Annotated in this window: 31 protein-coding genes and 2 pseudogenes; 17 read left to right on the plus strand and 16 right to left on the minus strand. The window is 58.7% G+C overall.

Going from position 1 to position 24,641, the window contains the following annotated elements; genetic code table 11:
* Positions 1-223 precede the first annotated feature (223 nt).
* Positions 224-1,108, plus strand: a pseudogene (locus tag HNR38_RS11975) (ATP-binding cassette domain-containing protein); the annotation flags it as partial.
* A 273-nt stretch (positions 1,109-1,381) separates the two neighbouring features.
* Here the strand turns inward: HNR38_RS11975 and HNR38_RS11980 are convergent.
* The gene (locus HNR38_RS11980; protein ID WP_183704472.1) at positions 1,382-2,323 is read right to left on the minus strand and encodes a DMT family transporter; all 942 of its coding nucleotides are present in this window, start codon (positions 2,321-2,323) and stop codon (positions 1,382-1,384) included.
* A 199-nt stretch (positions 2,324-2,522) separates the two neighbouring features.
* Here HNR38_RS11980 and radD point away from each other — a divergent pair, with 199 nt between their 5' ends.
* The gene (gene radD / locus HNR38_RS11985; RefSeq protein WP_183704474.1) at positions 2,523-4,292 is read left to right on the plus strand and encodes a DNA repair helicase RadD; all 1,770 of its coding nucleotides are present in this window, start codon (positions 2,523-2,525) and stop codon (positions 4,290-4,292) included.
* Positions 4,293-4,299: 7 nt separating this feature from the next.
* Here radD and HNR38_RS11990 read toward each other — a convergent pair whose 3' ends face one another.
* The 3 genes from HNR38_RS11990 to HNR38_RS12000 all read right to left on the minus strand — a co-directional run bounded on the left by HNR38_RS11990 (position 4,300) and on the right by HNR38_RS12000 (position 5,554).
* Entirely contained in the window at positions 4,300-4,584 is a 285-nt protein-coding gene (locus HNR38_RS11990) for a type II toxin-antitoxin system RelE/ParE family toxin (RefSeq protein ID WP_183704476.1), read from the minus strand.
* On the minus strand, positions 4,577-4,798 hold the full coding sequence (locus HNR38_RS11995) for a TA system antitoxin ParD family protein (protein WP_104417253.1): 222 nt from the start codon (positions 4,796-4,798) through the stop codon (positions 4,577-4,579). Before HNR38_RS11995 ends, HNR38_RS11990 begins: the two co-directional genes overlap by 8 nt.
* Positions 4,799-4,954: 156 nt before the next feature.
* Positions 4,955-5,554 carry a DUF938 domain-containing protein gene (locus tag HNR38_RS12000; RefSeq protein WP_183704478.1) on the minus strand — a complete coding sequence of 200 codons (600 nt, stop codon included), beginning with the start codon at positions 5,552-5,554 and terminating at the stop codon, positions 4,955-4,957.
* A gap of 65 nt (positions 5,555-5,619) precedes the next feature.
* Here HNR38_RS12000 and HNR38_RS12005 point away from each other — a divergent pair, with 65 nt between their 5' ends.
* Positions 5,620-5,949, plus strand: coding sequence for a rhodanese-like domain-containing protein (locus HNR38_RS12005; RefSeq protein WP_183704480.1), 330 nt, complete (start codon positions 5,620-5,622; stop codon positions 5,947-5,949).
* Positions 5,950-5,964: 15 nt separating this feature from the next.
* On the opposite strand, the gene HNR38_RS12010 is transcribed toward HNR38_RS12005, so the two are convergent.
* Positions 5,965-6,168 carry a hypothetical protein gene (locus tag HNR38_RS12010; protein ID WP_183704482.1) on the minus strand — a complete coding sequence of 68 codons (204 nt, stop codon included), beginning with the start codon at positions 6,166-6,168 and terminating at the stop codon, positions 5,965-5,967.
* 76 nt (positions 6,169-6,244) lie between these two features.
* Here HNR38_RS12010 and trxC point away from each other — a divergent pair, with 76 nt between their 5' ends.
* The 3 genes from trxC (at position 6,245) to HNR38_RS12025 (ending at position 8,318) form a co-directional block, all read left to right on the plus strand.
* The gene (gene trxC / locus HNR38_RS12015) at positions 6,245-6,685 is read left to right on the plus strand and encodes a thioredoxin TrxC (protein ID WP_183704484.1); all 441 of its coding nucleotides are present in this window, start codon (positions 6,245-6,247) and stop codon (positions 6,683-6,685) included.
* Between the two features lie 103 nt (positions 6,686-6,788).
* A complete protein-coding gene (locus HNR38_RS12020) occupies positions 6,789-7,268 on the plus strand; it encodes a sll1863 family stress response protein (RefSeq protein ID WP_183704486.1) in 480 nt (159 codons plus the stop codon).
* Positions 7,269-7,382: 114 nt separating this feature from the next.
* Positions 7,383-8,318: a bifunctional transcriptional activator/DNA repair enzyme AdaA gene (locus HNR38_RS12025; protein ID WP_183704488.1), complete on the plus strand. Its 936-nt coding sequence runs from the start codon at positions 7,383-7,385 to the stop codon at positions 8,316-8,318.
* 8 nt (positions 8,319-8,326) lie between these two features.
* On the opposite strand, the gene HNR38_RS12030 is transcribed toward HNR38_RS12025, so the two are convergent.
* On the minus strand, positions 8,327-8,965 hold the full coding sequence (locus HNR38_RS12030; RefSeq protein ID WP_183704490.1) for an NAD(P)-dependent oxidoreductase: 639 nt from the start codon (positions 8,963-8,965) through the stop codon (positions 8,327-8,329).
* 111 nt (positions 8,966-9,076) lie between these two features.
* Here HNR38_RS12030 and HNR38_RS12035 point away from each other — a divergent pair, with 111 nt between their 5' ends.
* Positions 9,077-9,967, plus strand: a complete 891-nt coding sequence (locus HNR38_RS12035) for a LysR family transcriptional regulator (RefSeq protein ID WP_183704492.1) — start codon at positions 9,077-9,079, stop codon at positions 9,965-9,967.
* A gap of 83 nt (positions 9,968-10,050) precedes the next feature.
* Here HNR38_RS12035 and HNR38_RS12040 read toward each other — a convergent pair whose 3' ends face one another.
* Positions 10,051-10,227: a DUF1328 domain-containing protein gene (locus HNR38_RS12040; protein ID WP_183704494.1), complete on the minus strand. Its 177-nt coding sequence runs from the start codon at positions 10,225-10,227 to the stop codon at positions 10,051-10,053.
* Between the two features lie 207 nt (positions 10,228-10,434).
* Between HNR38_RS12040 and HNR38_RS12045 the strand changes: the two genes are divergently transcribed.
* A complete protein-coding gene (locus tag HNR38_RS12045) occupies positions 10,435-11,385 on the plus strand; it encodes an adenosine deaminase (protein WP_183704496.1) in 951 nt (316 codons plus the stop codon).
* Here the strand turns inward: HNR38_RS12045 and HNR38_RS12050 are convergent, their stop codons facing one another.
* From HNR38_RS12050 to HNR38_RS12060, 3 genes are all read right to left on the minus strand, one after another.
* Entirely contained in the window at positions 11,386-12,027 is a 642-nt protein-coding gene (locus HNR38_RS12050; protein WP_183704498.1) for an RES family NAD+ phosphorylase, read from the minus strand.
* Positions 12,028-12,050: 23 nt separating this feature from the next.
* On the minus strand, positions 12,051-12,497 hold the full coding sequence (locus HNR38_RS12055) for a hypothetical protein (RefSeq protein ID WP_183704501.1): 447 nt from the start codon (positions 12,495-12,497) through the stop codon (positions 12,051-12,053).
* Positions 12,498-12,749: 252 nt separating this feature from the next.
* Positions 12,750-12,932, minus strand: a complete 183-nt coding sequence (locus HNR38_RS12060) for a hypothetical protein (RefSeq protein WP_183704503.1) — start codon at positions 12,930-12,932, stop codon at positions 12,750-12,752.
* A gap of 160 nt (positions 12,933-13,092) precedes the next feature.
* Here HNR38_RS12060 and HNR38_RS12065 point away from each other — a divergent pair, with 160 nt between their 5' ends.
* Positions 13,093-14,781, plus strand: coding sequence for a sensor domain-containing diguanylate cyclase (locus HNR38_RS12065; RefSeq protein WP_183704505.1), 1,689 nt, complete (start codon positions 13,093-13,095; stop codon positions 14,779-14,781).
* Here HNR38_RS12065 and HNR38_RS12070 read toward each other — a convergent pair.
* Positions 14,773-14,949: a hypothetical protein gene (locus tag HNR38_RS12070; protein WP_183704507.1), complete on the minus strand. Its 177-nt coding sequence runs from the start codon at positions 14,947-14,949 to the stop codon at positions 14,773-14,775. The two genes, HNR38_RS12065 and HNR38_RS12070, sit on opposite strands and share 9 nt — an antisense overlap.
* A 198-nt stretch (positions 14,950-15,147) precedes the next feature.
* Here HNR38_RS12070 and HNR38_RS12075 point away from each other — a divergent pair, with 198 nt between their 5' ends.
* The 4 genes from HNR38_RS12075 (at position 15,148) to HNR38_RS12090 (ending at position 18,732) form a co-directional block, all read left to right on the plus strand.
* On the plus strand, positions 15,148-16,161 hold the full coding sequence (locus tag HNR38_RS12075; protein WP_183704509.1) for a DctP family TRAP transporter solute-binding subunit: 1,014 nt from the start codon (positions 15,148-15,150) through the stop codon (positions 16,159-16,161).
* 61 nt (positions 16,162-16,222) lie between these two features.
* On the plus strand, positions 16,223-16,717 hold the full coding sequence (locus tag HNR38_RS12080) for a TRAP transporter small permease (RefSeq protein ID WP_183704511.1): 495 nt from the start codon (positions 16,223-16,225) through the stop codon (positions 16,715-16,717).
* Positions 16,707-18,011 (plus strand): TRAP transporter large permease, encoded by a 1,305-nt coding sequence (locus HNR38_RS12085; RefSeq protein WP_183704513.1) that lies wholly within the window; start codon positions 16,707-16,709, stop codon positions 18,009-18,011. Before HNR38_RS12080 ends, HNR38_RS12085 begins: the two co-directional genes overlap by 11 nt.
* Positions 18,012-18,093: 82 nt before the next feature.
* On the plus strand, positions 18,094-18,732 hold the full coding sequence (locus HNR38_RS12090) for an SDR family oxidoreductase (RefSeq protein ID WP_183704515.1): 639 nt from the start codon (positions 18,094-18,096) through the stop codon (positions 18,730-18,732).
* A 5-nt stretch (positions 18,733-18,737) separates the two neighbouring features.
* On the opposite strand, the gene HNR38_RS12095 is transcribed toward HNR38_RS12090, so the two are convergent.
* Entirely contained in the window at positions 18,738-19,196 is a 459-nt protein-coding gene (locus HNR38_RS12095; RefSeq protein ID WP_183704517.1) for a YchJ family protein, read from the minus strand.
* A gap of 8 nt (positions 19,197-19,204) precedes the next feature.
* Entirely contained in the window at positions 19,205-19,342 is a 138-nt protein-coding gene (locus HNR38_RS12100; RefSeq protein WP_183704519.1) for an entericidin A/B family lipoprotein, read from the minus strand.
* Between the two features lie 244 nt (positions 19,343-19,586).
* Here HNR38_RS12100 and HNR38_RS12105 point away from each other — a divergent pair, with 244 nt between their 5' ends.
* Positions 19,587-19,793: a hypothetical protein gene (locus tag HNR38_RS12105; RefSeq protein WP_183704521.1), complete on the plus strand. Its 207-nt coding sequence runs from the start codon at positions 19,587-19,589 to the stop codon at positions 19,791-19,793.
* Here the strand turns inward: HNR38_RS12105 and HNR38_RS12110 are convergent.
* Positions 19,785-20,342 carry a nucleoside 2-deoxyribosyltransferase gene (locus HNR38_RS12110; protein WP_183704523.1) on the minus strand — a complete coding sequence of 186 codons (558 nt, stop codon included), beginning with the start codon at positions 20,340-20,342 and terminating at the stop codon, positions 19,785-19,787. The two genes, HNR38_RS12105 and HNR38_RS12110, sit on opposite strands and share 9 nt — an antisense overlap.
* A 169-nt stretch (positions 20,343-20,511) precedes the next feature.
* Between HNR38_RS12110 and HNR38_RS12115 the strand changes: the two genes are divergently transcribed.
* Genes HNR38_RS12115 through HNR38_RS12125 form a run of 3 tightly spaced genes read left to right on the plus strand, consistent with a single transcriptional unit; the run spans position 20,512 to position 22,318 of the window.
* Positions 20,512-20,898 (plus strand): DUF2750 domain-containing protein, encoded by a 387-nt coding sequence (locus tag HNR38_RS12115; RefSeq protein WP_183704525.1) that lies wholly within the window; start codon positions 20,512-20,514, stop codon positions 20,896-20,898.
* An 11-nt stretch (positions 20,899-20,909) separates the two neighbouring features.
* Complete coding sequence (gene mtgA, locus HNR38_RS12120) at positions 20,910-21,659, plus strand: monofunctional biosynthetic peptidoglycan transglycosylase (protein WP_183704527.1); 750 nt, start codon at positions 20,910-20,912, stop codon at positions 21,657-21,659.
* On the plus strand, positions 21,656-22,318 hold the full coding sequence (locus HNR38_RS12125; RefSeq protein ID WP_183704529.1) for a DsbA family oxidoreductase: 663 nt from the start codon (positions 21,656-21,658) through the stop codon (positions 22,316-22,318). The genes mtgA and HNR38_RS12125 overlap by 4 nt, the downstream gene beginning before the upstream one ends.
* Before the next feature lie 20 nt (positions 22,319-22,338).
* Here the strand turns inward: HNR38_RS12125 and HNR38_RS12130 are convergent, their stop codons facing one another.
* On the minus strand, positions 22,339-23,172 hold the full coding sequence (locus HNR38_RS12130; RefSeq protein WP_183704532.1) for a hypothetical protein: 834 nt from the start codon (positions 23,170-23,172) through the stop codon (positions 22,339-22,341).
* Positions 23,173-23,213: 41 nt separating this feature from the next.
* Positions 23,214-24,611 (minus strand): annotated as a pseudogene (locus HNR38_RS17410) (APC family permease).
* Positions 24,612-24,641 lie beyond the last annotated feature (30 nt).

Below are 24,641 nucleotides of genomic sequence, written 5' to 3' on the forward strand. Positions count from 1 at the left end.
TGCTTATGGGGGATCGTTATCCTTCTGTTTTGTCGGTAATCAACGGGTATTTGTTGGCTGAGTTTTATCCGTTGTGGATTTGGCTGAGTATTTGTATAGTTTTCACTGTCCCCTTCAGATTGAGGTATTTGTCCAATGCGCAATTGATGCCGCCGTTGCAATAACGGCCAGTCTCCACCAGCCCCGGTTGTAGGGGGAGGTTTCGGCATCCTGGAAATAGCGCATGACAAATATTCATCTCGTTTTAAACGACGTGTCCTACGTACTGCCAGACGGCAGAACTCTTTTTTCTGGCCTTAATGAGGCGTTTGATGGTCGCCCGACCGGTTTGGTTGGGCGTAATGGTGTGGGAAAAACGGTGCTGGCCCGCATTCTTTCGGGGTTGTTAAAACCGTCGTCCGGGCACTGCGTCTGCTCCGGCACGGTGCATTACCTCGGCCAGCAGGTGATCCTTTCTGACGATTCGACCGTGGCTGGCCTGGCGGGGGTAAAGCACGCGCTGGATGCGCTCGGAAGGATTGAGTCGGGCAGCACCGCGGCGGCGGATTTCGACGCTGTCGGCGATGACTGGGACATCCGTCAACGACTGGAGCATGAGCTGCAACGCAGCCACCTGAGCTACCTTGAGGCCGATACCCCTGCCAGCACGTTGAGCGGTGGTGAGGCGATGCGAGTGGCTCTGATCGGCGCCATGCTTTCGAAGGCAGAGTTCCTGATTCTGGATGAGCCGAGCAATCACCTGGACAGGCCGAATCGCCAGGCGTTGCTTGAACAACTGCAGCGGTGGCCTCGTGGACTGATCGTGGTCAGTCATGACAGGCAATTGCTGGAGTCGATGGAACGTATCGTGGAGTTGTCTTCCGGGGGGCTGAGAAGTTACGGGGGCAACTACTCGTTTTATGCCCAAACCAGGGCGCACGAACGCCAGCAAGCGCTGCAGAATCTGAATGAACGCAAGCTCGAACGCCAGCGACAGGATCAGGCGATGCGGAAACAACGTGAACGCCAGGAGCGACGTCAGGCCCGGGGCAACCGACAGGGCAAAGAGGCTAATCAGGCCAAGGTGTTGCTGGACCAACAGAAGGAACGCAGCGAAGTATCGTCGGGTACTTTGCGCAGGCAACACGATGCCAGACGGGCACAGTTGAATGCCCAGGTGCGTGAAGCTGCTCGGCAAGTCGAGGATGAAGCACAGATAACGCTTCATGGCATACCGGTTGCGCCGGTCGCCAGACGTCACATGGCAGAGCTTGATGGCGTGGTGTCCCATGACGACTCGTTCCTGGACCGGCTCGAACTGACAGACCGTTTGTTCGGTACCGACCAGGGTTGGCGGCTGGAGCAGACCTGATGGCTCGAGGAGTGCTAAAGGGACCTGCAGTCAGGCTTTCGGTTTACCGGGAAGGGCTTTCGGCATGATGTGTCGCCAAAGCCGCCCATCGATAGCGGACAGCCCCAGGGCAATCAGCGCCATTCCCGCAAAATGGACGGTTTCCAGTGTTTCGTTAAGGAACCAGGCGCCGAGAATGATGGCCGACACCGGGACCAGAAGCGTGACCAGCAACAGGTTGGTTGCCCCTGCCGATGCCAGGAGTCTGAAATACAGAACATAGGCGACAGCGGTTGAGAGCAGGGCGAGGGCCGCAACAGCGCCAATGCTTCCCGGGTTGACCTGGGCAAAATCCACCGGCCCATCCACGGCCAGTGCCACGGGGGTCAGAATAATCGCCGAGCCGGTGACTTGTCCTGCGGCCGTCGTGATCGGGCTTATGTTCATTGCCCGGAATCGGCGGCCATAAACCCCTGCGAACGCATAGGAAAGTGTTGCTGCGATGATGGCAAGCTGGGCCAGAAGGTTGTCCCCGCCAGTGAGGGCCGGTAGTCCGATCATAACCACGACACCCAGGAAACCAATGGTTACGCCCGTGAGCTTCAGAGTTGTGGCGCGCTCATCGGGCAGCAGCATACCAGCGACAACAACTGTAAATATGGGGGTGGCTGCGTTGAGAATGGACGCCAGCCCGGAGGCAATCTGGGTTTGTCCCCAGACGATGAGAGCAAACGGAATAACGTTGTTGAGCAACCCCATCCCCATAAACGCGACCCAGACCCTCAGTTGCCTGGGTGGGCGTAAGCCGGTGGCCAGGGCGAAACACCACAGTGCGATTGCTGCTATCCCGACCCGAAGGGCAACAATGGTTAAGGGCGGAAGATCAGAGACAGCGACTCCGATAAAAAAGAAAGAGCCTCCCCAAAGCACGGAGAGTGTGATCAGCATCGACCATTCCCGGGCGCCCATTGAGGTGTTTATAGGAGTATTCATGAGGTGTGCCTCTTTGGAATCAATGGACAGGGCTAGCCTAGCAAGCGGTTAGCGCCCGAAACATCCGAATCTTGTCGCGGAGGCAGGCTTATCAAGCAACAAAGGAATCTGCTCAAAAAGGATGGCGGGTTTCCTGTCGTGAGGGATGCATTTGTTACTATGGTTGGCTCTCGACCCTGAGCGCGATGAAACCCTGCGAATGAATGCTCCCTTCACACTGCGCCCCTACCAGCAGGAGGCCGTTGACGCCACGCTCCGGCATTTCCGCCGGTCCGATGAGTCTGCGGTGATTGTGCTGCCGACGGGGGCGGGCAAAAGTCTGGTGATCGCCGAGCTGGCCCGTCTGGCCCGGCGCCGGATTCTGGTGCTGACCCATGTGAAGGAACTGGTGGAGCAGAATCACGCCAAGTATGAGAGCTACGGGCTAACCGGCGGCGTCTTCGCCGCCGGGCTGAACCGCAAGGAAAACCGGCACCAGGTGACCTTTGCCAGTGTGCAGTCGGTGTCGGCGAACCTGGAACAGTTCTGCAATGACTATTCGCTGGTCATTATCGATGAGTGCCACCGGGTGAGCGGGGAGGATACCAGTCAGTACCAGCGGATCATTGAGTTGCTGCGCCAGCAGAACGACTCCCTGAAAGTGCTCGGGCTCACTGCCACCCCTTACCGCCTGGCCATGGGCTGGATTTACCGCTACCACCATCGCGGCTTTGTGCGCAGTGAGGACGACAAGCCGTTTCAGCACTGCATTTACGAACTGCCATTAAGCTTCATGATCAACCGGGGCTATCTCACCAGGCCTGAACTGGTGAATGCGGCGGTGGCCCAATACGATTTCTCCGCGCTGGCCCAGGACCGGTTTGGCGAATACGCCGAGAAAGACGTCAACCAGTTGTTAGGCAAGCACCAGCGGGTGACCCAGGCCATCATCGAGCAGGTGATGGAGTTGGCGGCCGAACGCCGGGGCGTGATGATCTTTGCCGCCACGGTGGACCACGCCCGGGAGATCACCGGCTACCTGCCCGAACACGAAACCGCCCTGGTGACTGGCGCGACGGATATGAAGGAGCGCACAAGACTGATCGGGCAGTTCAAGCAGCGACAGTTGAAGTACCTGGTGAATGTGTCGGTGCTCACCACCGGTTTTGATGCGCCTCATGTGGACTTTATCGCCATCCTGCGGCCAACCCAGTCGGTCAGCCTGTATCAGCAGATTGTCGGCCGGGGGCTCCGGCTGGACGAGGGCAAGCGTGACTGCCTGGTGATCGACTACGCGGGCAACAGTGTGAACCTGCATCATCCGGAGGTGGGCGAACCCAGGCCCGACCCGGACAGCGAGCCGGTGCAGGTGTTCTGCCCGGCCTGTGGTTTTGCCAATATTTTCTGGGGCAAGACCGACGGCGACGGCCGTATGGTTGAGCACTACGGGCGCCGTTGCCAGGGTATTCTGGGTGCCGCAGACGGCGAGGAGCCGGCGCTTCAGGACGGGCCGCCACAGCAGTGCGATTACCGGTTCCGGTTCAAGGAGTGCGGCCACTGCGGCGCTGAGAATGACATCGCAGCCCGTAAATGCCATCAGTGCCAGAGCGCGATCATTGACCCGGACGACCAGTTAAAAGATGCCCTGAAACTGAAAGACGCCATGGTGATTCGCTGTGCGGGAATCTCACTGGGCGGGAAGGGCGAAAAACTGAAAGTCACCTATCACGGCGAAGACGGGGAAGAGCTCAGCGAGTCGTTCGATTTCGGCAAGCCTGCCCAGCGCACGGTGTTCAACAGACTGTTCGGGCGCCGGTTTGCCAACAGTCAGGCGCCGAAAACCTTCAACAAGGCGGACGAGGTGCTGGACATGCAGGCCCTGCTGTCGGCCCCGGATTTCGTCATCGCCCGCAAGCACAAACACTACTGGCAGGTTCAGGAGCGGGTGTTTGATTATCAGGGGAACTATCGAAAGGCTTACCAGGCCTGAGGCGCATCTATCGTTTCAGGTCGCGGTAGAAATTTTCGTGTGAGCCCAGAGCCATTAATTCCAGCACCAGCTTGCCATCGTCAAAGTGATAGCCGAGCAACGTGAGTTGCTTGTTCATCTTGAATTTGTAAACGCGTAGAAACGCCAGGTCACCTTTTTTCTGGGTGCCCAGGGTCGGGCATGCCATTAACTCTTTGATAGCGGCGTCCAGGTCTTGCTTCTGGTTTGGTTTCAGCTTTTTGACCGCTTTTTTGAAAGTGGGCGTCTGCAGGACGGTGGTGACTTTAGCCAAAATCGTACGTCTCCAGCTTCCCTGCTTCCCGCTCGGCCTGTGCAATGATGGCTTGCCGGACGAATTCGTAAGGCAGATCCGGGTTGTCTTCCATCATTTCGCCGATTTTTGCCCAGTGTTCGATTTGTTTGGGAGTGGTGCGATTCAAGGCTTTGGCGATGATGCTGGCTTTTTGAACCAGTTCTTCATCCAGGCGCACGCTGTTGGTAGCCATAATTAAGTAGACCTCAGGATATTTTGGTGATGCAATTTGCCACAATTGTAGCAGAAAGTTTTTTCGTGTTGTCCCCCAACAAATCAGCTTTTAGCTCACGCCGCCGGGGACCACGGAATTCTGCTCCATCAAAAAATGAGCTTCCGGCTATCAAGGTTAGCGGCGCCGGAACACCAGCAACTGGTTGTTGGCGGGCAGGGCGTGTTGTTCGGTTAACCGCATGCCATTGGCTTCCGCCAGGGCGCTGAGGTCGGTCAGGTCACGGATGCCCATATGGGCGGCCTGGGACTTCAGGTACTGATCAAACTGGCGGTTGCTGTCACTGGTGTAGTCACCCTGTTCGTTGAACGGGCCGTACAGGCAGAACGCGCCGTCGCTGGCCAGGCGTTCAGCAATTCCCTGGAACATCTGCTCCACTTCCGGCCACGCCATGATGTGAGCGGTGTTCGAGGAAAAAGCCCACTGAACAGCGCCGACCGGCCAGGGGCTCTGGCCAACGTCCAGCTCAACCACCGGCAGCATATTGGGCAGTGCCGCCCGGGCCAGCCGCTGCCGGCAAAGGTGGGCGGATTCCGGGCGGTCACTCGGTTGCCATGTCAGATGGGGCATGGCCCTGGCGAAGTGTACGGCGTGCTGCCCGGTGTAGGTTCCGATTTCCAGGACTTTGCCCGGTGTCACGAACACTTCCTGCAATTGCGCCAGAATCGGGGCTTTGTTGTTCTCGCAGGCCTGGGAATAGGGCAGGTCGTTGGTCATTGGGTATCCTCTCCTTTAATCGATAAACTGAACACTAACCCCCAACGCTGAGGAGCGAAATCATTATGAGAGTTTCTTTTTCAGGGAAGGCCCTGCTGCTGTTGCTGACGCTGGCGTTCACACCCCTGGTGGCGCAGGCCGAGCCGGTCTGGATTGATGTGCGAACTCAGGCGGAATACCAGCAGGACCACATTGACGGCGACCCACTCATCCCGCATCAGAAGATTCTGGCAAAGGTGAGTGAGCGCTTCCCGGATAAAGACACGGAGATCCGCCTGTACTGTCGCAGCGGCAACCGGGCAGGCCAGGCGAAATCCGTTCTGGAAGACGCGGGCTACACCCATGTGACAAACGCGGGTGGTATCGATGACGTTCGGGAAACCCGGGATCTGTGACCAGGCCGCCGGGAGTCAAAGTTCGATAAAACGGGGTACCACCATTAATCCGACCCCCACCGCGATCATTTCCCAGGGACTGCTGGCGAGGTACGGGTACAGCATCATTCCGATGCCACAGTAACGGGCAACGATATTCTGCCGGCGCCGGCCGTACATGAAGTATCCGAAACCAATGCCTCCGAAGAGCACAGAAAGCAGGATGTCGGCCGTTTCCATTCGATAGCGTCCTGGTTGATTTCTCTCTGGTTGCCCTGACTATTGATAGAAACAGATAGCCAGAGGCAACTGGATTATGGCGGATATTCGACACCTCGTGTGCCCCCATTGTCACAAAGTGAATCGCGTACCGGCGGACAAGCTGTCATCCGGTGGCAATTGCGGTGCCTGCAAGCAACTGCTGTGGCCGGATTCGGTTCTGGAACTGGACGACCGGAGCTTTACTGCGCACACCGGGCGCAGTGATCTGCCGGTACTGGTGGATTTCTGGGCCAGTTGGTGCGGCCCCTGCAAGATGATGGCGCCCCAGTTCGAGCAGGCCGCCAGGGCCTGGCAGGGCAAAGTGAGGTTTGCCAAGCTGAATACGGAGCAGTCCCCGGGACCGGCCGGCCAGTTTGGTATCCGCAGTATTCCCACCCTGATCCTGTTCCAGAATGGCCGTGAGATCGCCCGCCAGAGCGGCGCGATGAATCAGGCGCAGATCAGTCAGTGGCTGCAGTCGAAAGGCATCGGCTGACAACCTTTCCTGTTGTTCATCGGTACTTAACTATGAAAAACCTCCGCTCAGAGGCATCCTTGTCTGAGCCTTTTCAAACATTTTATCCAGAGGAGTATTGACCGTGAGATTCCCACTGCGACTGCAGGCCGGCGTTCTTATGCTGGCCCTGACCGTGCCGTTGGCCCAGGGCCATGCCGCTGAGACAGAGGGCGATGGCGAGGCAACCGTCGAATCCCTGCGCCAGGAAATTCAGAGCCTGGATCAGGAACTGAGGGAATTCACTACCGAGCGCCGGGACCGGCTGATGACAGACATCGAGCAGGTTCTCGAATCCCTGGATGCCCGCATTGAGACCCTGGAAAACCGCCTGGACGAAGACTGGGACGAAGCCGACAGGCTGACCCGGGCCCAGGCCCGGAAGGCGCTAGCTTCCCTGCGCAGAGAGCGGGCTCGCGTGACCGAGTGGTATGAGCGTATGCAGGACAGTGCTGACTTTACCTGGGAGTCCATGAAGGAAGGGTTCAATGATGCCTTCGATCAGCTTTCCAAGGACTGGGAGAGTGCAGAACAGACCATTCGTGAGGCCGTCGAAGCGGACTGATAATGCCGACGTTCACGGCCCGGCCTGCTGCCTGGCACCCCACAGCAAGAATCGGATGGAAATGCCCGGCGAAATCCGTTCAACTGGGCGTAACGGTTGAAGAGGGATTGTCCCATGTCGGCATCATCGAAGCAGCAAAGGCAGACTGCCGCCCTGGCCAGTAACAGCGCCGTAGACGGTAATGCACGGATGGCCGGGCTGGTCGCGGTCGCACGTTACATTGAAGCGAACGCAGAGGCGCCGTTAACGCTTGCCAGCCTGGCGGGCATTGCCGGTTTATCCGCCTCCCGTTTGCAGAGGGCCTTCAAGGAAGCGTTCGGGGTCTCCCCCAAAGCCTATCAGGACGCGTTTCGTATGCGTCGCTTCAAACGTTACCTGAAAGAGGGGGATGGGGTGACCGACGCAATTTTTGCGTCCGGGTTTGGTTCCGTCAGCCGGGTCTACGGTGAGGCAACGCGAAACGTGGGTATGCCCCCCAGAACCTACCGGGCCGGCGGTGCCGGTGAGGTGATTACCTACGCCTGTCGAAACACCGCGCTCGGCGTGATGGCCATGGCCGCCACAGACAAAGGTGTCTGTTTTGTCCAGTTCGGCGAGGACGAGGTGTCTCTGATCGACTGTCTGCGAACGGAATTCCCCCACGCCGAACTGATCCTGTCCCCGGCCGAGAATGCGCCCGAACTGGACGCCTGGATGCAGGCGCTGGATGAGCACCTCAGCGAGGGCGCGCCCAGTCCCAGCTTGCCGCTGGACATGCGCGGTACTGCGTTTCAGGTGAAAGTGTGGCGGTTCCTGTTGAGCATCCGTGAGGGTGAGGTGCTCAGTTACAGCGACGTGGCCGCGGGGATCGATAAACCCAAGGCGGTGCGGGCGGTCGCCTCTGCCTGCGGGAAAAACCGCATTGGTGTGCTGATTCCCTGCCATCGGGTGTTAAGAGGGGATGGCGGGCTCGGCGGCTATCGCTGGGGGCTGGCCCGCAAACGGGCGCTGTTGCAGGCCGAAAAGAGACATAACAGGCCCGGTCGTTCTGTCGAACGCGGGCCTGAGTGATTCAATCTTCAGTAGGCCAGGCTAAACCGGGCATTGCGGTGTTGAGGTGTTTCCAGCTCATCGATCATGGCCTTGGCATAATCCTCCACGGAAATGCGGCTTTCGCCGTTGGCATCGGTCAGGAGTTGATCCCCGCCCAGGCGGTACTGGCCGGTGCGTTCACCCGGTGCAATCATTGCCGCTGGTGACAGCATGGTCCAGGCAACGTCCGTCTGTGCCTGCAGTTGGTTCAGCGCGTAACGGGCGCCTTCGGCGGTGGCTTTGTATTCCTCCGGGAACTCCGGGGTATCAATCAGTTGCTTTCCGGGCGCCACTTCCAGGGAACCGGCACCTCCGACCACCAGCAGGCGCTGCACTCCGGCCTGCCCGGCGGCTTCCAGAATGCTGTCAAAGCCTTTGGCGTAGTAACCGGCAACGTCCTCCTGGGCATGCCCGGAGAAGGCGCTGAGCACCGCATCAAAACCTTTGAGGTCTTCCGCCAGCGTTTGGGTCTGCTGTACGTCCGTCTTTTTAACCAGCAGTCCCGGCTGGGATTCGAGCCGTTCCGGGCGGCTGACCAGCGCGGTGACCGTATGGCCCCGGTTCAGTGCTTCCTCGCGCAGGCCTGATCCGATAAAACCGCTGGCACCGATGATGGCAATGTTCATGGTGTGATCCTCGTTGACTGGTGAGTGATGGGCCAATTGTGCGCCGGGATATTGATTTGAAAAACGGCGCAAACAATAATTCACTGTTATCAAATCAATAACAGTGGTCCTATGATTGACGATATTGACCTCAACGCCCTGCCGGTATTTGTTGCTGCGGTGGAAGCGGGTTCTTTCACGGCGGCGGCCGATCGCCTGGGATGTACCAAAACCAAAGTCAGCCTGAACATCCGGGCGCTTGAGCGCCATCTGGGGCTAGCCCTGTTCAACCGCACGACCCGCCAGGTCACGGTTACGGAGGCCGGCCAGCAACTGTACCGGTCCAGCCAGCCCCTGCTGGCCCAGTTGGGAGAAACCCTGAGTGACGCCGGCACCACCGCGCGAACCCTTGGGGGCACCCTGCGAATGACCGCGCCGGCGGATCACATGGCGCAGAGCCTGGCTCCGGCCGCTGCCGCGTTTGGCGAGCAGCACCCGAACCTGACCATTGAACTGCGCAGTGGTGACAGGGTGACGGATATGGTCGGTGAGGGGATCGATCTGGCCATCCGCATGGGCTGGCTGAAAGACTCCACGTTGCGAGCCCAGAAGCTGGGTGAGTTTGGGCAGACGGTTGTCGCTACGCCCGGTTATCTGAAATCGCAGGGCGTGCCAGACCACCCGAGCGAACTGAGCCGGCACCGGTGGATTGAGTTCACGCCCTTGCCCAGCGGTCTGACCTGGTGGTTTGAAAAAGACGGGGAGCGGGTTCAGGTCTCCATGAACAGTCATCTGAAAGTGGATAGCACCAGTGCGGTGCGCAGCCTGATTCTGAACGGCGCGGGTTTGTCGGTACTGGCTGGTGATGTCAGTCGACAGCATCCGGAGTTGGTGACAGTGTTACCGGACTGGCAGTTGCCCAGGGGCGGCATTTATGCGGTTTTCCCTCCCGGCGCGTTCATTCCCGCCAAGGTCCGCGTATTTGTGGACTTTTACCGGCAATGGCTGACAAAGGCCGAATGAGTGTGGTTGGGGCAGGGAACTGAGTTAAGACGGGGCAGGGTTGCCGCCTGATCCGGAAGGGACCAGGCGGCGAGCGGGAGGCGCTAGATTTTGGGGCCTTTACCCCGCACAGCATTGGCCACCAGGGAAATAACCAGCAGTACCAGGAAGATGAAGAACAGAATCTTCGCAAAGCCGGCTGCGGTTCCGGCGATGCCGCCAAACCCGAGAATACCGGCGACAATCGCGATAACCAGACAAACTATAGCCCAATAGAGCATTTTGCATCCTCCATTCAAAGGTGTGCTTTAACCGTGGCACACGCATCGGGGAACCGCAATTTTCAGGCCGCTTTGTGGAAGGATGTTAATGGCACGGTCATCCCTGCACCGGGCTGAAACGGATGGCAGTGAGGCAGGGTGTTTGCATGTACTCAGGGCTTTCTAGGATGATTTGTCGATTCCCATGCACCGATTCCGGAGACTGATATGAACGAAGCCTGGCTGAAGGCCCTGCCCAAGGCGGAACTGCACCTGCACCTGGAAGGTGCGCTGGAACCTGAACTGATGTTTGCGCTGGCACGGCGCAATGACATTGAGCTGCCCTGGAATGACGTGGATGCGCTTCGCCAGGCCTATTCCTTCAACAATCTGCAGGAATTCCTGGACCTGTATTACCAGGGCGCGAACGTGCTGCGTACCGAACAGGATTTCTATGATCTGACCTGGGCCTACCTTCAGAAGTGTCACGAGCAGGGCGTGGTTCATGTTGAGCCCTTCTTCGATCCGCAGACCCACACCGGGCGAGGTATTCCGTTTGAGGTGGCGATTAATGGCATCAGCGCAGCCCTGCGCGATGGTCGCGAGGATCTGGGCATTACCGGTGGGCTGATTCTGGCGTTTTTGCGGCATCTTTCGGAAGACGAGGCGTTTGAAACCCTGGAGCAGGCGATGCCGTTCCGCGATCAGTTCTTCGCCGTGGGCCTGGACAGTTCGGAAAAAGGCCACCCGCCCAGCAAATTTGAGCGGGTGTTTGCCAAGGCCAGGGCCGAGGGCTTCCGGGCCGTGGCCCATGCCGGTGAGGAGGGACCAGCCGATTACATCTGGGAGGCGCTGGACCTGCTCAAGGTGGACCGGATCGATCATGGGGTCCGGGCCGTTGAGGACCCGAAACTGCTCGACCGGCTGGCGGAGGAGCAGGTGCCGTTAACGGTATGCCCGCTGTCCAATACCAAGCTGCAGGTCTTCCCGGATATGGCCCACCACAATATCCTGGAGTTGCTGAGCCGAGGCCTGAACGTCAGTGTGAACTCCGACGACCCATCCTATTTCGGTGGTTATGTTCTGGAGAACTTCCTGGCATTGCGTGATGAGCTGGGCATGACCGAGGAGCAGGCCCACCAACTGGCCAAGAACAGCATGGATGCTCGCCTGGTGTGATCAGAGCGGGTGGTATTCCTCAATGCGGGCGAAATGGGTAAAGGCGTGCCCGTCCCAGCGCACCACATAGTGGCCGGCCTGCATCACCGGTGTGGTTGCAGGTGGGCGTAGCAGGGCAATGGCTTCAGCGCCGGGGTTGCGTACCGAGCTGTAAAGAATGCCGTATTCCCCGGCATTGAGCAGGGCCGCAGCTGTCTGTTGGCCGGGGGCATAGTTGGTGTTGTGCATGTACTGCGTCTGATTGCGCAGGTCTACCAGTGGCTCGGCGGTGTGGCCTGTGTAACAGCGCACAATGGCGGAACAGTCGTTGGTCACACCGAACCCTTGCCAAACCCCGGCTGTGTGATAAGCCCATTCCCGGAAAGCGGTTTTCAGTGAATCGCCGGCGTAGTAGGCGCCACGGCGCAGGGTGTTAAAGCGCCCCTCGGACGGGTAGCAGAACGAAGCCATGACGGCGCCCCAGCCTGGTCCATAGCGGTAATCCTTGTCCTCCACATACCGGGGCCAGTGGGCCACGCGGTCACTGGTGGCGGATTCCAGCTCACCCAGTAGTAGAGCGTCGTCGCTTTCAAAGCAATCCAGTGGTGGATATTTGCTGTGAATAACGCGGTGATGTTTCCACTCCGGTTTGACGTGTTCCACCTGATCTCCGATTCCTTTTCGGATCAGCCGCGCATAGCATCAAGGTTACGGCGGACATAGTACAGGGCATCCATGGATCCCTGTTCCAGCAGGTAGTCACGGATGGACCGCCCGCGCAGGCCCATCAGATCAATGGGTTTCTGGAACCATTCAAAGGCGAGGTCTTCCTGGCCGGCCGGGGTGATCAGGGTCAGCGCTTTATGGATGCCCAGTAGGAGGCTGACCCGCTCCATTGTGTCGCGGGTCACTTCGACCTCGTAACCGCTGTTGACCCTTTTCTGCCAGTCGGTCAGCGTGCGCCGGCGAACACCCCCGAGCAGGGTTCCCAATTCATCCATGGTCAGCCCCCAGCGCTCGCGCCGTTCAAACAGCCATTTCAGCCCGGCTGTACTGTGCCGGGCCGTCAGCGCCGGGCCGGTCTTCGCAGGGGGAGCTGTATCGACTGGCTGGTGTTCTTTCAGACCAATCATGGGCTGGCCTCTCAGGGAATGCGTGTCTTGACGTTCATTGTGCCACTATAAGGGCAGGCGAGAGCATAAGCAATTCTGCTCAAAAATGAAGTAATCGGGCGGTATTGCCTGGATTTGGGTGAGGTGGTCCGATAAGGTCCTTGCGCCCGTCTCGGGATGATGCTTGGAGGGGCATAGCTTTGATCTGTCGTGCCGGGCGGGCAACCAGAGTAATGCCTCTGAATTGCCCGCCTGCTATTTGTCTGGCTTTGTTCAGTGGCGCGGGTTGTCGCCGGAGGATGATGAATCGTCGGAATTGTTATCGTCTGAAGTGAGGTAGAAGTCCTTGTCCTCGTAGGTTTTGACTTCCGGGTCTTCAAGCGCGTTCTTGCGCCGGCCCTGGTAGAGCCAGAAGGCGACAATGGCGCCAATAATGATCACGACGATCCATTTCATGCCGGTTTCCTCCGTAAGGTGACATTTTCCCTATTCAGGCACCGTGTGGGGGGATTCGTCAATGTTTATTGTCAGGGGTGCCGGTTTAAGTGGCGGTTGTGTGGCCTGTTCGCGTATCCTCGGGATACAGGTTTCATGAGTTCGGGTCCCTCCACTGATTATGTCTTCGCGTCGTTTCTTGTGTGCGATGATGCTGGCTATCGTCGCTTTTATTTCCGTTTCCGGCGCGAAGGCAGACGTCCCCCCGCTTGCTCTTGATGACCGAGTCCAGATTCTGGACGATCAGCAGCTCTGGTCTGAGCTGGACACTGACGTTTTCCCGCTTTCTCCTCTTTCCCTGGAACAGGCTCTGTCTGGCCGAACGCCGGTGGCTGGCTCACTGACGGGGCGTTCCGGTGCATACGTTGCGCGTATCCCGCTGACGCTGGCGGATCGCCATCTGTGGTTCGTGGTTCCCAATGCCAACTACGTGGATACCGGGCTGGCCTACTGGCAGCCTGACCAGGGGGCGACGGAACTGGTGGCGGAGTTTGCGCAGTCCTATGACGGCAATACGCCGCAACTGATGCATTCACAGGCATTTCCGCTGTTACTGGGCGGCGCCCAGTCCGGAACACTGTGGATTGTCATTAAGGCGAAGCACTTTCCAGCCCCGGTGAAAGTGACCTTTTTTCCGCAGGGATCTTTTTTTGAATACCAGTTTCTGGTGAATGGTGGCACGCTGGCCGCCATTGTGGTGATGCTGGTTCTCGGGTTGTTGTCACTGGTGATGTTCGTCCGCACACGGCAGCGTCTTACGCTGTACTGCGCCGGTTACGTGGGGCTGCATGGTATTGGCTGGGCGGCACTTGCCGGTGCCCTCAGCCGGCTCTTGCCCATGGAAGGAGTCAACCCGGTTTATGCAGGCATGCACCTTTTCCCCTTTGCCATTGCCTGCGCCGCCCTTTTTACCCGGGAACTGTTCAATTGTGCAGAGATGCACCCCGCGCTTGCCCGGTGGCTGAAACGGCTTACCTGGGCATTCGCCTGCCTGGGCGTTGTGGAGCTGGCGCTGCCGTTCCAGGCGACCTTCTACCTGGCGCATGTGGTTGCGGTTATCTGGGTGGTGCTGAGCGTCGGGATCGGTGTCTGGATGCTTTCCCGGTCCGATTTCCGGGCCCGGTATTTTCTGGCCGGTAACCTCGCCTACAGTCTTTCGCTGATCTACTTCATGCTGGCCCACACGGATCTGGTGCAGGGTTTCGATTACCGGGAACTCGTGGTGGTCAGTGCCCTGGCGTTTGATTGCGTGTGCATCATGCTGTCGATGACCGAGTGGTTCCGCCGCAAGCAGAAGGATTTCATGCGCGCGTCCTACGAGGCCCGGGTGGATCCGCTGACCCAGGTGGGCAACCGGATGCTGATGAACGAGCGCCTGGACCAGATCTCAGGCCCCTGCGCCCTGGTGTTCATCGATTTTGACGGTTTCAAGGCCATCAATGACCGGCTCGGGCACGATGCCGGCGACCGTTTCCTTTCCGAAGCGGCCGCCATGATGCGCAGCCGTCTGGGTGCTGCCGGAGAGGTGTTCCGAACCGGAGGGGACGAGTTTATCTGGTTGCTCGAAAGCGATACCTGGGAGCAACTGGACGGTATCCGTGTCAAGGTTCTCGCGGATGTCGCCGCCATTGAACAGGCGCTTCAAGTCAACTGGCCGGATGCCGGAATCAGCTTTGGCCTGGCCACCAGCAGCGATGGCGGTCATGTGTCAGCCTGTCTGGCAGAGGCCGACCGCAAGATGTATCAGCACAAGGCATCAAAGAAAGCTCTGGGTAGGCATCACCAGGAACCTGAGTCAGTTTCAGGCTGAACGGCGGTCCCCGTTTTCTGCGCTATCAGTGCTCAGTTGCAGATCCTGGCACTGGTTGGGTGCGCTGGCGTCCGTGCATTCCATGAGATCGGTGCGTGCGGCGCCCGCGTTGGGCGAGAGAAGGTAAATACTCGAAATAAAAAGAAACTGTTTAAGTGCGGGGGTCATTCATCTTCCTGACAGTGTATTTATCGTTCACCTTCCTATATGGGGGCGGTGCTGGCAGAACCGTAGTGGGGGAAAACCGAAACAGCGTGCACTATTTTGGATTGCCTCCCAATACCTCCATTTTTATAATCCCCGGGCGGTCTGCAGTTGGATTGCTGCTAAAGTGATCCGACCAACTCCAAAAAGAAGGAAAACGTTATGTTGAAACGTCGCACACTCATGGTTGCCGCTGCGGCAGCTACACTCCTGTTCAGTGCCGCTTCCCAAGCCCAGTACAAGGATGAATACACCGTCTCGACGGTTCTGCCGTCTGCCTTCCCCTGGGGCCAGGCCGCTGACAAATGGGTGGAGTTGGTCAAAGAGCGCTCTGACGGGCGCATCAATATGAAGATTTACAGTAACTCCCAACTGGTTGCCGGCGACCAGACCAAGGAGTTCTCTGCCATGCGCTCCGGGCTGATCGACATGGCAGTGGGGTCCACCATCAACTGGTCCCCGCAGGTGCCGGAACTCAACCTGTTTTCCCTGCCGTTCCTGATGCCGGATTACGCCGCCATTGATGCCATCACCCAGGGTGAAGCCGGTGAGGCGGTCTTTGAAGCCATCAAGAAGCGCGGTGTGACACCGCTGGCCTGGGGTGAAAACGGTTTCCGCGAGCTGTCCAACTCCAAACTGGTGATTGATGAACCGTCGGATCTGGATGGTCTGAAAATCCGCGTGGTGGGTTCTCCGCTGTTTCAGGATACCTTCAGTGCGCTGGGCGCCAACCCGACCCAGATGAGCTGGGCGGATGCCAAGCCGGCGCTGACCACCGGCGCTGTGGACGGCCAGGAAAACCCGCTGTCCGTTTTCGACGTGGCGCGCATTGACCAGGTTGGCCAGGAATATCTGACCCGCTGGCACTACATGGCCGACCCGCTGGTATTCGCGGTCAGCAACCGGGTGTGGGCCCAGTTCTCTCCGGAAGACCAGAAACTGCTGAAACAGGCCGCCATTGATGCCGGCCAGTGGGAAATCGAAAAATCCCGTGGCGAGGTGGATGACATTCTGGCGGCTATCAAAGAGCGCGGTGTCCAGGTCACCGAGTTGACGCCTGAACAGCGCCAGGCGTTCAAGGACGCCACCGAGTCGGTTTACGAGAAATGGACCTCCCGCATCGGTGAGGATCTGGTACAGCAGGCTCAGGAAGCGGTCGCCAACCGCAACCAGTAACAACGGCCTGTCCCGAACGCCCGCCACTTCCGGCGGGCGTTTTTCTTGATACGGAGTCTTCATGCGCCGCCGTTCCCCCAAGTTCCGCCCCGAGGCCTGGCTGGCCACTATTGCACTCATCGCCATCTGTGGGATCAGTCTGGGCAATGTGATCGTGCGATACGCCACCGATGTGTCGTTTGCCTTTACCGAGGAATTCTCGGTGTTCTGTCTGGTGGTACTCACCTTTGCAGGGGCGGCAGTCGCGGCGCGGCATAACCAGCACATCCGGATCGAGCTGATTGAACACTACCTGCCGCACTGGGCACTGAAGGTGGTGTTCGTCCTGCAATGGCTGGCGGGCGTCACGGTACTCGGGATCATGACCTGGTACGGCAGCACCTTCGCGTTACAGGAATACCAGTGGGAGTCCCTGTCTCCGGGGTTGGGACTGCCGAACTGGATCTACGTGATCTGGCTGCCGATTCTGTCCGTGGCCATCATGATCCGGATGACGCAGAACCTCATTGACCGCCTGCGGGGCAAAGCCGATCCGGAGGTGGTTCATGAGTCCTGACCTGCTGATGATCGCCAGTTTCCTGCTGGCGTTGCTGATGGGTGTGCCGGTGGCGGTGGCCCTGGGTGTGGGCGGTGTTGTCGGCATTGTCGCCGGTTTGCCCCCGGCCATGCTGGGTACGTTTGGCACCAATACCTATAACAGTGTGGCCAAGTACCCGTTGATTGCGATTCCCCTGTTTATCCTGACCGGGCTGATTTTCGAGCGGGCCGGGGTGGCGGCCAGTCTGGTTCGCTTTGCCCAGGCCATTATCGGCCCGCGGCATGGCGGGCTGACCGTCGTGGCGGTACTGGTGTGCCTGATCATGGGCGGCATGAGTGGCTCCGGCCCGGCAGATGCTGCAGCCGTGGCCATGGTGATGCTGCCGAGCATGCAGAAAGCCGGCTACCCGAAACCGTTTTCCGCGTCACTGATTGCGGCATCCTCCTCCACCGCGATCCTGATTCCGCCATCCATTGCCCTGATTTTGTATTCCATTGTGGTGCCTGGTGTGGACCTTCGGGCGCTGTTCGCGGCCGGCCTGTTTCCCGGCGTTCTGGCGGGTATCTCCCTGCTGGCTCCGGCCCTGTACTTTTCCCGGAAATATCGCTGGGAAGACCCGGGCACGGTTGAGCGGCCGTCGTTCTGGCCCAGCTTCAAGGCAGCGATACCGGCGCTGTTTGCGCCGGTGATCATTCTGGGCGGCCTGCGCTCAGGGCTGTTCACACCCACCGAGGCTGCGGTGGTGGCGGTGACTTACGGTGTGCTGGTGGGCTGTCTGCTGTACCGCAACCTGAGTCTTCGTGATCTCTGGAACCTGATGACCGAAGCCGCGGTGACCTCCGGGGTGGTGATGTTCATCATCGCGCTGGCCGGCATTTTCGCCTGGGCGGGCACCACGCTGGGCACCTTCCAGCATCTGGCCGAGGGGCTGCTGTCACTGTCCGAGAATGGCTGGGTTCTGTTGGGTCTGGTCATGCTGCTGGTGCTTATTGCCGGCATGCTGCTGGATGCGATTTCCATCTATTTGATCCTGATCCCGATCGTGCTGCCGCTGATGAACCACTTTGGCTGGAACCCCATCTGGTTCGGCATACTGCTGGCGATGAACATCGCGATTGGGCAGTTCACACCCCCGGTGGCGGTCAACCTGATGGTGACCACTCGCATCGCCAATATCCGACTGGAACACACCATTGGTTGGGCGCTGGTGTTTATCGCCGCCATGTCCATCAGTCTGCTGCTGGTGATGCTGGTGCCGGGGATCGCACTCTGGCTGCCTGAGCAACTGGGGTATGTGGTTGGCCCGTGGTAATGGTCCGTTTACCTTGAATTCCGGCGGTCAGGCACGCAGATTTAGAATCAGCGAAGCCAATCACCGAATCAGGAGAACGGTTATGCATGTGTTTGTCGCAGGCGCCAACGGACAGATCGGTCAGCATCTGGTGCAGGAAATGGCCGAGAGTGATCACGAGGTGAGAGCCCTGGTCCGGCACCCCGACCAGGGGCCGGAGTTGCAGAAACTGGGCGCAACGGAAACCGTGCTCGGTAATCTTGAAGAGGATTGCAGCGAAGCCATGCGTGGTTGCGATGCGGTGATCTTTACCGCCGGTTCGGGCCCGCACACCGGCCCGGACAAAACCATCGATGTGGATCAGGATGGGGCCATCCGGTTGATGGATACCGCCAAGGCCATGGGCATCAAGCGGTTCATCATTGTCAGCAGCATGCGCGCCGAAGAGCCGGAAGCCGGACCGGAAAAGCTGCAGCATTATTTGCGGGCCAAACGGAATGCCGATGAACATCTGAAAACCAGCGGGCTGGACTACACCATCGTTCGCCCAGGTCGGCTGACCAATGAGGAAGGCACGGGCAGAGTCAGTATCCGTGCCCGGCAGGATGAGTTTGGCGAGATTCCCCGTCAGGACGTTGCACGGGTTCTGATGGCGGTGCTGGATGCCGACAATACCCGGAACCAGGTGTTTGACGTGCTTTCAGGTGAAACGCCGATTGCCGAGGCTCTGGCCAGCCTGTAACCCCGTTACAGGCAGCACGCCTTGTACTTCCTGCCGCTGCCACAGGGGCAGGGATCGTTGCGGCCCGGTTTGAGCGGGCCTTCGCTGGTATTGCCGCTGAGGTAGTACCAGCGCCCCTCTTCCTGAACAAAGCGGGACGCTTCTTCCAGGTAACCCCAGCCTTTGCCTGCTTTGTAGATCGCACGGAAATGAACCCTGCCGTCAGTGCCTGTCTGTTCGCTGTCCAGAATGCTCAGTGATGCCCAGTCCGGCGAATCGTCCAGGTTGAGCGACTGCGGCCGGGTTGAGCTATGCCAGGTGGCCAGGAGGTAGTCCGGCAGTGTCAGTACAAAGGCCGCATAGCGCGACCGCATCAGGGCCTCCGGGGAGGGGGCAGCCTTGCCCTGGTGGAGTGGTTGGCAGCATTCGGCGTAGGGCTTCATGCTGCCGCAGGGGCAAGGCTGGTCTTCGTGGTGCTGGAGCATTCGGTCAATCAGGCCTCTGAGGCTTCCTGTTCAATGGCCTCGCCGGCATCTTCCAGATCCTGGCCCACGCCTTCCATGGTGTTACAGCCTGCCAGGCCCGCGCCCAGCGCAAAAGTGATCAGTAACGCTCGCATGATAAGGGTCATGTGTTCTCCTGATTGGTTGGGTATTAATGAGGATTCAAACAGGTGGCGGCGGATCGCGCAAGTTCCCCGGGGGAAAGCTGAAAAGACGGTAACTCAAGGCAGGGCTGTACAGATAGTGCAATGTGGGTGCGTTATGCAGCATGGACCTGAGGCCAATGTGGTTCAGCGCGACATGTCGTTAAAGTTAGGCGGGTTACGAATAGGGACATCACATTACCCCAAAGCACCAAATGGAAGCTTTTCTATGCAGACTCAACCACAGTCGCTGTCTTTCCCGGCCTCGGGTGCCCGCTATCTGACCGTATTCCTGTTTGCCCTTGTTTCCGTTGTTGTTTCGCTTGCGGTGATCATCCGGCGTGGCGTGATCGGCGCCTTTCCCCGTAACGAGCCGGCGGAAGATGAGATTCCGGTGCTGACGGATGTGGTGGAGCGTGATTCCGGTTCAGTCTGACGCCAGTTTCCGCGCAATGGCTTGTACACATTGGCGGAAAACAGCCGTTGAGAAATAGCGGTGACAGCCTTTTTGCTCCGCTACAAACAGGCTGCCGCCTGATTCTGACAAGCCGCATTCAATCATCAGGTTGTCCCTGAGCCCGAAGTCCTCGATAGTATGGCCTTCTGAATCCCGGTCCGTGCCGCCGGCCCTTTCACGGTAGTCGCGGTGGTCCATGGTGAACCCCACCGCCGGTTTGCCCTGGCCAGTCATGTAACCCACTTCGAAAACGGTGCCGGGGTCGGCACTGATGCCCCGAAAGGGCGTCAGGTTGGCGATGATGGCGTCGCAGTTGTCCATCAGTTCACGATTGGCGAGGTAGATCCGGTGGCCCTGAGCCGTTTTCGGCTCCTGATCAGAAAACACCAGTTCGGTATCGAGTGGGTCCACACCTTCCAGTCCCGCCTCTTCCAGTAACCGCTTTTTACTGGCGACGAGCGCCGCATGTTCTTTTGCCGGAAAGAACACCTCTGGGCCGGCTAGGTAGACGCGTCTATGGGCAGTCATCAACATTTCCAGGTTGTCTGTATGGCTGGTATTTTTCTGATTCAAGTATACAGGCGTACCGGTAATGAAGAAGCTGTCTACCGGTTATGTTGTGGTAAATCCGGAACACCGGCGGACTAGATATACGGTAGACTCCGGCAAAACCACCAACACGGCTATGGAGCCATGCATGTATAACAATTCCTTACAGCAGATTCTCGAACTGGATGGCGAAGCGCGGTACGACTACTTTCTGGATGCCGTCGTTGAAGAACGGGACATCTGGATACTGGTGAACGCCGATAACCAGTTTCTGAAAATCGTGGCGGAGGAGGACGGCGTGGCTTACCTGCCGGTCTGGCCGAACAGCGAGTTTGCCGAGCATTATGCGACGGGGTCCGAAGGCCTCTCTCCGAAGGCGGTTTCATTACCGGATTTCTTCAGAAAATGGGTGTCGGGACTGACCCGTGACGGCCTCGAGGTGGGCGTTTTCCCGGGCATGGACGAAGAGCTCTGGATCACCAGCCCGGAAGAGCTGAAGCAGGACCTCCAGGAACTGATGTCCAGCGCATTCTGAGCGGAAACCGGATGAGCATTCGTTGGCAAAACGGCCGTAAATCCCGATCCCGTTTCGACCAGGCCTGGCGTCTGTTGCGCTGGTTGGGCTGGGGGCTGGCTGGTGCAGTCTCTCTGATGCTGCTGGTGATTCTGCTGTTCTGCTTTGTGAACCCGCCCACCTCGGCTTTCATGCTGGGGTATCAGTTGAGTGATTCGGAGCGGGCTCTGTCCCACCAGTGGGTGCCGCTGTCGGAGATTTCCCCGGCCATGCCGCTGGCGGTGGTGGCCAGTGAGGACCAGCGTTTTCCTCACCACGCCGGTGTCGATTTCAAGGCCATTGGTCAGGCGCTTTCCGAGTACCGGGCGGGCGAAGGGCTGCGCGGAGCCAGCACCATCACGCAGCAGACCGCCAAGAACCTGTTTTTGTGGAATGGCCGGAGTTTCGTCAGAAAGGCCATAGAAGCCGTGCTCGCACTGGGGCTGGATACGCTCTGGCCGAAGGAGCGGGTGCTGGAGGTTTACCTGAATATTGCTGAATTCGGCCCGGGCATTTACGGTGTGGAGGCGGCCAGTCAGGCGTATTTCGGCCACTCGGCCCAGGCACTTTCCGGTTACCAGTCGGCGCTGCTTGCAGCCGTATTGCCCAACCCGAAGGTGCTGAATGCCCGGGCGCCCACGCCCTATGTGAGGGAGCGGGTCGCCTGGATCCTGACCCAGATGGCCCAGCTTGGCGGCCAGTATCTGAACGATGTGTACGCCACTCAGCAGGAGCCCAGATGAAAACACTGCAGATTGATCTCGTATCCGACATCGCCTGCCCATGGTGCGCCATTGGTTATGCCCGGCTGGAACAGGCCATGGAACAACTCGCCTCCGAGCTGTCGTTTACGGTGCGCTGGCATGCCTTTGAACTGAACCCGGACCACGGGGACCAAGGCGAAGCTATCCTGCCGGCGCTGGCGAAAAAATACGGCCGGAGTGAAGACGAGATGCGGGCCACCCAGGACAACATGATAGAGATCGCCACCGGTCTGGGGCTTAACTTCGGGAAGATGCAGGAGCGTTACACCTGCAATACCTTTGATGCCCACCGCCTGGTGAAGTGGGCGGCCGGCCATGAGCGGCAGACCGAACTGAAAAAGGCCCTGTTTAATGCCTATTTCGGCAACGCCGAGGATGTCTCCGATCACGAGGTGCTGGCCCGGTGTGTGGAAGCGGTGGGGCTGGATGTGTCTGAAGCCCGGGAGATCCTTGCCGGCGAGCAGTACGCGCAGGCCGTCAGGGAGGATGAGGCCGCTTACCAGCAGGCGGGGGTGACGGCGGTACCGGCGTTTGTGGTCGGTAACCGGTACCTGATCTCCGGTGCCCAGGAACCGGAAACACTGGTTAATGCGTTCCGGGAAATCGCCAGCGAACCGGAGGATGGCTCCGGTCACTGACGGCTGGGCGTGTTTCACCTTCAGAAAGGAACGATGGCGATAACCTGCGCATAGGTGTTGGTGTCGTCGTTGCCCTGGGTACTGGTGTCTGAGTCGGCGTTGCCCTGAAACCGGATGCTGGTTGTCTCCTGACCATCGCGGTTATCAAAGCCCCAGTTTTCCTCAACATCAAGGCCCTCCAGATGCATCAGGCCAACGGTGCCCTGGGCGGTGACGTATTCGACATTGAGGCCTGCCATCTCCGCTTTCGCCTGGGCATAGTTGTCAGACTTGAACCAGAACAGATCGGAACGCAGCCCCTCGCTTTCACCGATGCTCAACTTGGCCGTCTGGTCAAAGGCCTTTCTGGGAGCCAGCCAGTAAGCTCCGCCCCGATCCAGCGCCTCAGGACCTGCGCCTTTGCCCAGATTGAGCGCATCCCCGTTGAGGATGAAGCCATCGCCGATGGTGATGTTCTGCCGCCCGGCGGACAGTTCGAACAGGTGGTTCCGGTAGCCGATGTACAGGTCCTCTACATCGGTTTCACGCTCGTCGCCATTGGTGACCCCCAAGGCATCTCCGTCGCCCCAGGTTCCTGACGTCAGAGCGTTGGCCGCACCGAACACGGCGCCCCCTGCCAGGTTATAGCTGCCCGAAAAGCCGTATTTTGCGTAGCCTTCGGTCCAGGCCGGTGAGCTTTCATCGTTGCCATAGGTCTCATCGCTGCTGAATTGCCCGATGACCAGTTCGGCGTCCAGGTTCAGTGTGGCCTGGTCGCTGTCCATCAGCGTGAGCGCTGAGACGGAGCCTGAGCACAGGGCGAGTAACGAGCCAATACCGGTTGTGAACAGTGCGGGTCTGCATCGTTTGTTCATCTTTTAGTTCCTCAATCTAGGTGTCTGATGGTGGACAGGGATTAGTCCTGATCGGGCTCAAACAGCCCGCGTTTCATGTAGAACTTGACCCAAAGGGCGGAGATCACACCCAGAATCAGGAGAATGATCCCGGTAATGCTGTAGATGGTGACGGTCATCTCGGGGGTTGGTGAGTTGTTCAGTGCCACGTAGACCATGGCCGCGATACCCAGGATCTGGGGCCATGGATAGAACGGCGTGCGATACGGGCGATCATGGCCCGGCATCCGTTTACGCAGAACGATGACGTTGATATGCGCGACCATGTAAGCAATCAGGTAACTGGTGGTGGCGGCGATCACCAGTGTGATCAGGGAATCAATGTCGATCAGCAGGTAGGGAATGGTGGTGGCGCCCGCGATCATGATCGTTGCAACCCAGGGGACGTTGAAACGGTTTAATGCTTTGAGCTGGGGGAACGCCTGATCCTGCATGGCCATGCCATGGAGCATCCGGGGAATCGATGCCAGCAGCGTGTTGATGGTGCTGCAGGTTGCCGCCAGTGCCATTACTGTCGCGATCAGCAGGCCGGCCTTGCCGAAGACGGCATTGGCATAATCCAGATACGGAATGGGCGAGCCGGTGAGTGTTTCGGTATCAAGATAGAACGTGGCGCCGACCACAAACGCAAGGAAGATAAAGAAAATCGCAAACAGCGACAGGTGCATGGCTTTCGGAATGTTTGTGGCCGGGTTTTTTACGTCGTTGATCATCGGGCAGATAAACTCCACTCCCACCATCAATCACATGGCCAGGGCCACCAGCCCGATGAAGCTGCCGTCAAGAACGCCGCCAAAACTCCAGTCCACCGGCGTGCCGGAGATAACCGGATGAGGTTCGCTGAGGCCGGTAGTGGCGATCAAACCCAATAAGCTGAGAGCGCTGACCAGAATGAACGCCAGCAGGTTCTGGACTCGCGCAAAGATGTCGGAGCCCACCAGATTGGTGATGGTAAGAACGACCAGAATGAGCAGGGGGCCCACTTTCGCCGGCAGCAGGCTGGGTAGCAGTTCCCCCAGCATGGCGTCGACCAGGAACATTTCAACAGGCATGGCAAGCAGCGCGACCATGACGTAGCCGGCAAACACCACGAGGATCGCCGGAAAGTGACCAATGGCTTTTTGCGTGTAGGTTGCCAGGGTGCCTTCCTGGGGAAACATGAGCGACAGTTCGGCGAAGCTCATGGCATTGAACTGGGCAATGATCAGGGCGACCACCATGGCGGCGATAAAGCTCATGCCTCCGATGCCGATGCCCTGGGTGGCAGAAATCATTGCGCCCTGAACGATGACCATCCCGATGGAGATGGCCATCATGGTGAGCAGCCCCATCTTCAGTGGCCTGGAGATACGGCTGGTGCTTGAAAACGATGTGCTGTGAGATTTTGCAATGTTGCTCATGTGTCTTACCCCTTTTGGCAGCCATGCGAT

The sequence above is a fragment of the Marinobacter oulmenensis genome, from assembly GCF_014201735.1.
GTDB lineage: Bacteria > Pseudomonadota > Gammaproteobacteria > Pseudomonadales > Oleiphilaceae > Marinobacter > Marinobacter oulmenensis.